This window comes from Candidatus Cloacimonas sp. (assembly GCA_039680785.1).
GTDB lineage: Bacteria > Cloacimonadota > Cloacimonadia > Cloacimonadales > Cloacimonadaceae > Cloacimonas.
The window spans coordinates 1-8,978 of record JBDKSF010000002.1; the positions used below are offsets into that span (position 1 = coordinate 1).

The following is an 8,978-nucleotide window of genomic DNA, read 5'->3' on the forward strand; positions in this document are numbered from 1 at the left end:
ATGTTTGATCCCTCTTTGCGTCTAATTCCTTTTGCCTACAGCAATCTCTCACTGGTTTATAATGTCTCTTTAATAAAAAATCCTCCTCAATCGTTTGGTGAATTGCAAGACGCCAAATATTTAGCTCAAATCGCTATTTGTGATCCAATGGTTTCTGGTTTGGGAAGAGCCACTTTATTGTGGAGCGTTGCCCTTTTTGGACCCGATGGCTATGAATATATGTGGCAGAGTTTACGCAAGAACATTTATAAGACCTATAGTAACCAAAGTGAAGCTTTGGAGGCATTAAAAAAAGGTGAATGTTCATTAATGATTGGTTATAATACAACCTCTGCCTTTTTACAAGAAATGGATCCAATGAATCGTAATTTTGAGATTTCTATGCTTAAAGAAGGCAGCTTTCAGTATATTGAATCAATTGGAATTCATCGAGGAACTCAAAAATCAGCTTTATGCTCTAAATTTGTAGATCACCTTCTCTCAGCTGAAACGCAAAAAATGGTAATTTATAAAATGGGGATGTTTCCTGCCAATCGTAAAACACTATTACCAATGCACTTTTCCGCTATACCTTTCATTACTTACAGTGTGAATGATAGGATATCCAATAACCTGATTCAAGAACAGATATTTTACTGGCTGGATTTTTGGGAACGCCTATTTGGTTATCAAATTTAGCAAGAGCTAAACCATATTTCAATAATTTTTTTTGCGGAGGAACGGCGTCCTCCGACTACACATTTTTAAAATGAACGGCGTCCTCCGACTACAAAATAAATGCGGAGGAATAGAATCCTCCGCTTACACTAAAAACCTTCTTCCAAAGGGATATTTAATTCTTCCGTTCCAGGCACCACAAATCTACTGTCTCTGATGATTTCCATTTTTTCACCATTCTTAGTGACGGCAGTAATGGAAGCCAGCATTTCGTAGGGCAAAGTTATATCTAAATGTTTCTGAGTATAGGCATTAAGCGGATTTTCTTTGCGCGTGATGGATTTTTCGTTATCTACGGCAATCATTTCTTTGCCATTTACAAAACTCGGATGCGGTCTATCTTCTTCATGGCTAAAACAAGTATCGCCAATAGCAAAATGGGGACCCATTTTCTCTATTATCAAAATTGGCAGAAGGGGCAGGATGTTATATTTTTTTGCCATTTGATAAGCCAAAGTATTGGTTCCAATAGCAAATTCACCGATAGGAAGTGATTTATGAGGCAGCAACAAATTTTCGTAAATATACTTCTTACCTTCTTCCGGGTCTGCAAAATTCGTGCAGGAATAATCTTTCACCCAACCGTCTTCAAACTTTATTTTTAAGTTATAGTAGCGCAAGGAATTCAAATAAATATCCTCTATGTGCAAAGTTCCATTAGTGCCAGCTAAAAGGGGAGAAGTAAAAACCTCGCCAACGGGAATATTTACATCGGCTACGCAATTTTCAAAGTTGGTCTCTTTCTCCGGATTTTGCAGAGGATGCAATTTAACATTGATATCGGTGTCATTTCCGGTTTTGCCTTTCACATTTACAAAATCGGCTTTATCCAACACATCAATTATATTTTGTTGAATATTGGCATAGTGCATACTGTCCAGAAGGTTTATTTTTAATGTATCGGCAAAAATTTCCGGGAAGTGTTCTCCAATTTCTGGAGAAGGGAAAGCAATTATACAAAAACTGGCTTGGTCTCTTCTATAATATTGATGATAAATTTGAGCGGATTTGGACATTAATTCTCTGGAAAGTTCCTGTTGTTCATCTGATAAAGCTAAGGCAGTGTTTTTTGCCACAGGTGAAAAAGGTGTCTCTCCAAAAAGGTCTATATAAACGGGACCGGCATCATTTTGGATCAATTCTTGTAGGTCTTCAACCACTTCCGCATAGACATCAAGTACCATCTCAGTATAATTTTTATCCAAAATCAAAGCGTTATCAAAACGGTGATCATAAGTAAACTGCTTATTTCCCGATTTTTTATAGGGAACGGAAAATAATCCTTGAATGCCTATTTTTTGCAGTTCATTATGGACAAGGCGTCCCAACTTTTCCATCCCACAGGGAACAATGATACTGGCTGTCTTTTTTAGTCGATAATCTTTTTGGGAGCGAGTAAAACCATCTATCCAGCATTGAACGATATAGCGGGCAATGTCATTTAGTTCTTTTTCCGGATAAGCATTGATAAATTGAGCCATTTTGATGTTAACTTCCGAGATGAACATTCCATAACGATATAGATAGCGTAAATCATTAAGGTCGGAATTCAGAATAAGATCATAACATATATTTGCTTCCGGATAGTAACCCTGATAAAATTGACGATACAGCTTGATTTTGTGATTTTCCAACATAATATTCCGATAGTCATTTACCCAGTCCTCATAAGCAAGATTACCTTTTAAGGCATTTTGGAACAAGGTAAAAAATAAACGCAGGTTTTCTTCCAGTTGGAGGTAGTTTTTGCTGGCATAAGAAAAGAACATATTAACAAATTGAAAATAGAGAGCCGACGAGAATTTTCCCATTTTCGCTTCATATAAGGCAACGGCATAATCCGGATTGCCCAGACAGGACTCATAATTTGCCAAAGGAGCATAATATTTATTATGTAGCTTAGTGACTTGTTCCCAAGGGATTGTTGCCAAGTGATCAGTATCATCAATATAATTACCCAGTTCTTCGCTTAAAAGAAAGAGGTCTTTAACATCCTGAAAAAATTTGCCATAAGGCATTTCGGCAGGAATAGCCGTTGCCTTTAGTTCTTGCAAAAGGGCTAAATAAGGATTTTTACACGCTTGGATTTTACTTTGGATTTCTGCATAAGTTGCTTTCATAGTAGCTTCCTGTTATCTTTTATTTTGTGGGTAGAAAAAAGTTCCCAGTCCAATATTTCATACCTTTTTTTTAGGTATAATTGTGTCAAGCACAATCCCGCATTAGGATTTTCGAGCTTAAATTTGGTGCTGATCTTATGAACTATCTTAATTTATTTTCCTGTCATCAGGCCTTTACTGCTTTAGCATAAACTGAATATAGGAAAGAAGTTCCGCTCTTTGCCCTTAATTGAAAGCGTCCATCAAGTGTTCATCTAACCTTAATCAAGCGTTAATTGTTAACGCTTGATTAAGGGATGTTAAACGATAGATCAACGGCTTTCAGTAAGGCAGATAGAAAACATCAATTTTGGACTTTTATGATAAAAGTGATGGTTAGAAATGGTTCAATACGGTTTTCATTAAGAAATTATTACATTTTTTTGAAGATGGTTCTTTAATCTTTTCCATTATAATTAATACTTATATGTATCTTATGGGAAGGCAAAATCAAGGAGAGATGCGTTTTATATTAACCAGCCAATATATGAGGAAATAGAAATCACTTGACATTTATCATAGGAATTATAAGTAAGAAAAATAAATTTTTTCCCCAGGCAAAAAAAGGAGAAACAATGCAGAGACCAATTATTATCATTATACTGCTGTTAACTATTACGACTATTTATGCAGAGCCAGTTTGGAACAATGATGTTGCCATAAGAGAAGTGAATTATATTGACTGGCAAAGAAATGCGGTTAAAAATGCCAATAATGAGGTCTTTCTTACTTGGTCTCAATCCGAAGCTGGCATTAATAACCTTTTTGTGCAAAAAACAGATTTTTCTGGAAGTCCGCAATGGCAAGAGCCATTAGTTATTAAAGCCGGGGATGTCCAATTCAACCAAGTAAAACAACTGGTTACTTCCGATGGAAATATTATCATAACTTGGCTGGAAGAAAATAATATAACCTCTGCTCTTTTTGCTCAGAAATACTCTCCAACCGGTGAATTATTGTGGAGTGAGACAGGGATAAGCTTATTTAATGTGCGCGTCATAGATAGTTTTGAATATAGAATAGCGGTTAATACTATTGGTGGTTTTCTGCTTCTACTGAAAAATGACAGTTTATCCCAAATCAATTTGCAGAGTTATGATGCCTCTTGTCTTCCCGTTTGGGATAATAGCAATTTAAATATAAATTTAGATCATCCTGAACTTGATGATTTGGTTGCGGATGGTTTAGGCGGAGCAATAATCAAATTTCGCAGATTTAGTAGTGTTGATGGAACTAATTATTTACGCCGCTTTGCCAATGATGGTGCATCAATTTGGGCGACAAGTTATACTTTAGGCAACGGAGAAATAAGATACCCACATCAATTAATTTTAAATTCCAATGGTATTTTATACGATTTGGGTTTTTCCTATAGTAGCGATTCCTACATCAATATCAGAACTTATAATGCTTTAGCGGAGCAGGTAAATCAGCCCCTGGCAACTTATCAAATTGTTCTGGCGGGAGAGGATAATATTCAGGACTGCCATATAAAAGCAGTTACTACCAATGGTGGAGACCTGCAAATCGGATTATTGCGTCATACTCTTACAAATGATTGTGAGGTTTTTACTTACAGATTCAATCAAAATTTGCAGCCGCGTTATCCGGACAATGGACTTGTGCTTTCTAATTCACTTTATACCATTGCCGATTTTAATCTGAATGTAGTTAATGATGAAGTGGCGTTTATCTGGGCTGAGTATAATGAAGCAGCCGGTAGTGTTCTGAAAATGGAAAGAACCAATATTCAGGGAAGCCAGTATGGCTATATATATGGTTATAATTTAGACCAGTTAAGTGGTGTTTATGATTCGCCTCAGTTATTTTATCAAAACGATCAGATGCTGGTTATCAGCAAAAAGACAATAGCTGAATATCTGAAATTGAGCACCGATTTTTATTCTATAACGACAAAAGAAGGCAAAGACCCTCAGCGAACTAATCTTGTTTCTCTGATTAACGGAAGTACTACTCTTTTAGCAAATATCCCATTAGCAGATAGGTCTATTGTCTTTTATTCTGATTCCAGAGGGGGAGATTATCATTTATACTGTCAGGGTGTATCTTTAACTGGACAATTGTTGTTTCCTGAAAACGGGAAACTGATCAATCTTGGTCAGTTGGACAATAATTCATATAAAATCTTTAAAATAAACTCTGAGCAAATAGGGTTGCTTTATTATTCCAATGCTCTCTATCTGCAGATTATATCTGAAAACGGGGACTTTTTAATAAATGGAAATGGCATTCTTATTTCTTCGGCTCAATTAACTGGTTATAATGCAACCTGTTATGAAGATGACATATATATCAGTTGGGTTGAGCCAAGTTCCATATATTCCAATAGTTGCATCTATGGACAGAGAATTCATAACGGAACTAAAATGTGGGGTGAAACAGGTATTATGTTAAAGGACTTGATTAGCTCACCCTCTGGTTATTCTTTTACCGGAAGATATCTATTATGGAAAGAGACGGTAGCTGGCAATAATACTATCCAAGGTTTGAAATATGATGAAAATGGCTATCCTGTTGCGGACTGGAATGCTTCCGGAGAAATAGTTATTAATAATTTGCCCACAAATCAATATTCTATTGTTGCCAGTTATATAACAGGTGAGGATCTCGTGTTGCTGATTGCAGAATATGTTATTCATCCAGTTTTCTTCCAAAAAGTAACCGCCAATCATACTTTGCCTTGGGGAGATGAAGGGATTACTCTTCCGGTAACAGTTTTTCAGCTAAAGTATGAATATAAAGCAGATAAACTTTATCTTCTCTACACTGTTAGAGATAGTGGCAGTAGTTCGTATAATGTCTGTTTTCAGATAATTGACAGCGGTGGCAATTTTCTGTATCCGGAAATGGGACTGCAAGTTAATACTTTAGCGCCTGGTAATGATGTCTCTTGGTGTGATCCTTATGCTAATTACCCTGCACTTTGCGTTTTTGATAATAATTCTTGTTTAGCTGTGTGGGGTTCCAGAATGAATGGAACGGATGGACAAGATCTTTATTACCGCAGAATTGATGCAGCTGGTAATTTTGTGGAAAGTGAGGATCAATTACTTTGCGATGCACATTATGATCAGATGTATAATATAATATCCGCTATTGGTAATCAGGCAATAATCTGTTGGCATGATAAAAGAATGAGTCATTATGTTAACGGATATGGAATTTATGCGCAAAGAATCAATGCTTACGGTTCTTCTCTGCCACCTGAAATTACTCCAGAAGTTGTTCTACTTAAATCTTGCTATCCTAATCCATTTTCCCAAAACGCTACAATTGTTTGGGAACAAAAGAATCATCTTCCCGTAAACATCAAAATATACAATATCAAGGGTCAGTTGATTAAATCTTTTCATCAAAATCCTGTTGAACTGGGTGAACAAAGTATTGTTTGGCAGGGAGATGATGAAAATGGCAAAGCCGTCGGCAACGGAGTATATTTGATGCGTTTGGAAAGTGGAAATTATGTCTCAACCCACAAACTTATGCACCTGAGATAAATAATATAACAGCAGCTTATTGATCTTAATTAGCATTATCCTATGCAGATAGGTAATCTTCTCCTATAAAGTGATTGATCTTATAATAAGGTTACTTTTATATCTTATCATTATCTAATAGTTTAGCAACTTTGGGAGCTCTCAATCGATGAGCTACAGGATAACCGGAACCTAATAATGGCCTCAAATAATATCTGAAGTCATCTGTAATTCCGTTTCCTTCAGCATTGATGAAATTAGCTGGCATAATTTTTGTTTTGCCGGCAATGTCATTCAATTTCTCAAGTTGGTAATTAACGGAGTAGAAACCGGTTCTTTGAATGGAAATGGAACCATCCAAATTATACCAAATAGCATAATGTGCGGCTCGTTCACCTACTTCTCGCGCTTCTCGTTGGTCAACATCACTTACGCAACCGATAAAAGAACGTTGTAAGTAGCCAAATGTATCGCTGCGGACTCTTTTAATCTTTAGTTGGGTTCGGACAAGTTCACAGAGTAAATCACCCAAAGCTCCAGTTCCGGAAAGTTGAACATTGCCATGCGCGTCTTTTTCCTGATTGCCAGAAAGTTTGGTAATGATCGGAACTTTATTTTCATCAACAATGCCTTCAGATACTGCCACTACACATCTGCCGTAAAGATCATAAGTGCGTTTTACATCGCTTAAAAATTTATCGCGGTGAAAAGGAATTTCCGGCATATAAATTAGGTGAGGTCCGTCATCTGGATATTTTTGCGCCATTGCTGACGAAGCAGTTAAGAAACCTGCATTTCTGCCCATTACAATTCCGATGTAAACACCCGGCAAAGCTCTATTATCCAGATTGGCTCCAGTGAAAGCGCTGGCAACAAATCTGGCGGCAGAACCGAAACCGGGAGTATGATCATTTAGCACTAAATCGTTATCTATGGTTTTGGGAATATGAATAGCCCTGAATTCATAATCAGCGTTAGTTGCTTGTTCATTTACAATGCGAACGGTGTCGGCAGAATCGTTGCCACCGATATAAAAAAAATAGCGAACATCATGGGCTTTCAAGACCTTGAAAATTTCCATACAATACTTTGTGTCGGGTTTATCACGCGTGGAAAGTAATGCCGAAGAAGGTGTATCTGCAACCTGTTCTAAGTTGTGCGTTGTTTCTTGAGTGAGATCTACAAAGTCCTCATTTACGATTCCCTGAACACCATACAAAGCCCCATAAACACGCGTAACTTGTTGGAATTTTCTGGCTTCCAAAGTTACCCCCACTAAGGACTGATTAATAACGGCAGTGGGCCCACCACCTTGGGCAATTACTACTTTTCCTTCCAGTTTCATAATATCAAAAAACTCCTCATCGCTAAAAATATAATCTAAAAAACAATTAAAACAAGATGTAGTTAATCTGTCCAGCAGAAAAAATGCTTGCTCAAAAAAGAGGATTGAGAATGCTGGTAAATTATAATAATGATAATAGTGATGAGAGGATAGATGAGTTACATCGTTTTAGCCAGAAAATACCGTCCCCAGAACTTTAAGGAAGTTTATGCTCAGGATCATATAACAGAGATTTTACAAAGTGCCATTTCCACAAATCGCATCGCACATGCCTATCTATTTACAGGCCCAAGGGGTGTGGGGAAGACCTCTTTGGCAAGAATTCTTGCCAAGAGTTTAAATTGTGTTAGTGGTCCTACTACGGATCCTTGTAATGAATGTTCCAATTGTATGGAAATAACTTCTGGAACCTCACCCGATGTCATAGAAATTGACGGTGCCTCCAATACAAGTGTTGATGACATTCGAGAATTGCAACAGGAACTTCTTTACCCTGCCAGTGGTTCAAATTATAAAATATATATTATTGATGAAGTCCATATGCTCTCCAAAAGTGCATTCAATGCGTTACTAAAGACCTTGGAGGAGCCACCGGAAAATGTTATCTTCATTTTTGCCACTACTGAGCCGCAAAAAGTGTTGCCAACAATCATATCGCGTTGCCAGCGTTACGATTTTAAGCGTATTCCCATTGAATCAATTGTTCAGCGAATGAAGGAGATATGCTCTATTGAGAAGATAAAAATTGATAATGAATCTTTATATCTTATTGCTCACAAGGCAGATGGAAGTATGCGCGATGCACTTTCCTTGATGGATCAGGCAATTTCCTATTGTATGGATAACATAACTATAGACAAAGTGCGTCAAATATTTAGTGTTATCCCCAATCAAATTTATCAACGGTTTATTACTTTAATCTACCAAAAAAATGCCCGAGATTTGATAAATGAGCTGCAAAAAATATTTGAACAAGGAATTGACTTACAGGAGTTTATTTCTGGGATGCAGGATTTTATTCGCATTCTTCTCTTAAGTAAATTGCATGTTCAGATAAAGGATATTAATCCAGATGAACAAGCAGTGTTTGATGAAGTAGCAGGTCTATTCGGACAAAATAAACTGATGTATATACTTTCCTACCTTATTGCCTCTAAGACCGATTTACGCAGTAGCAGCAATCCTTACCTTATTTTGGAAGCGTTAATGATAAAACTCTGCAAAATAGATGAAATGGAAGATATTGCCACTTTGATCAGT

The 8,978-nt window shown here is 36.9% G+C and carries 5 protein-coding genes; 3 read left to right on the top strand and 2 right to left on the bottom strand.

What is annotated here, in order from left to right; translation table 11 throughout:
• A partial coding sequence (locus tag ABFC98_00015) for a thiamine ABC transporter substrate-binding protein (protein MEN6444417.1) occupies positions 1-678 on the top strand: 678 nt, incomplete at its 5' end.
• Between the two features lie 128 nt (positions 679-806).
• Here the strand turns inward: ABFC98_00015 and ABFC98_00020 are convergent.
• Positions 807-2,837, bottom strand: a complete 2,031-nt coding sequence (locus tag ABFC98_00020) for an aminopeptidase (protein ID MEN6444418.1) — start codon at positions 2,835-2,837, stop codon at positions 807-809.
• Positions 2,838-3,451: 614 nt separating this feature from the next.
• Between ABFC98_00020 and ABFC98_00025 the strand changes: the two genes are divergently transcribed.
• Entirely contained in the window at positions 3,452-6,394 is a 2,943-nt protein-coding gene (locus ABFC98_00025; protein ID MEN6444419.1) for a T9SS type A sorting domain-containing protein, read from the top strand.
• A gap of 97 nt (positions 6,395-6,491) precedes the next feature.
• Here ABFC98_00025 and ABFC98_00030 read toward each other — a convergent pair whose 3' ends face one another.
• Positions 6,492-7,718, bottom strand: coding sequence for a 6-phosphofructokinase (locus ABFC98_00030; protein ID MEN6444420.1), 1,227 nt, complete (start codon positions 7,716-7,718; stop codon positions 6,492-6,494).
• A gap of 153 nt (positions 7,719-7,871) precedes the next feature.
• Between ABFC98_00030 and dnaX the strand changes: the two genes are divergently transcribed.
• A partial coding sequence (gene dnaX / locus ABFC98_00035) for a DNA polymerase III subunit gamma/tau (protein MEN6444421.1) occupies positions 7,872-8,978 on the top strand: 1,107 nt, incomplete at its 3' end.

What these genes read in the sequence shown, in the direction of transcription:
- ABFC98_00020 (MEN6444418.1), bottom strand. Translation starts at nt 2,837, where the DNA reads ATGAAAGCAACTTATGCAGAAATCCAAAGTAAAATCCAAGCGTGTAAA.
- ABFC98_00025 (MEN6444419.1), top strand. Translation starts at nt 3,452, where the DNA reads ATGCAGAGACCAATTATTATCATTATACTGCTGTTAACTATTACGACT.
- ABFC98_00030 (MEN6444420.1), bottom strand. Translation starts at nt 7,718, where the DNA reads ATGAAACTGGAAGGAAAAGTAGTAATTGCCCAAGGTGGTGGGCCCACT.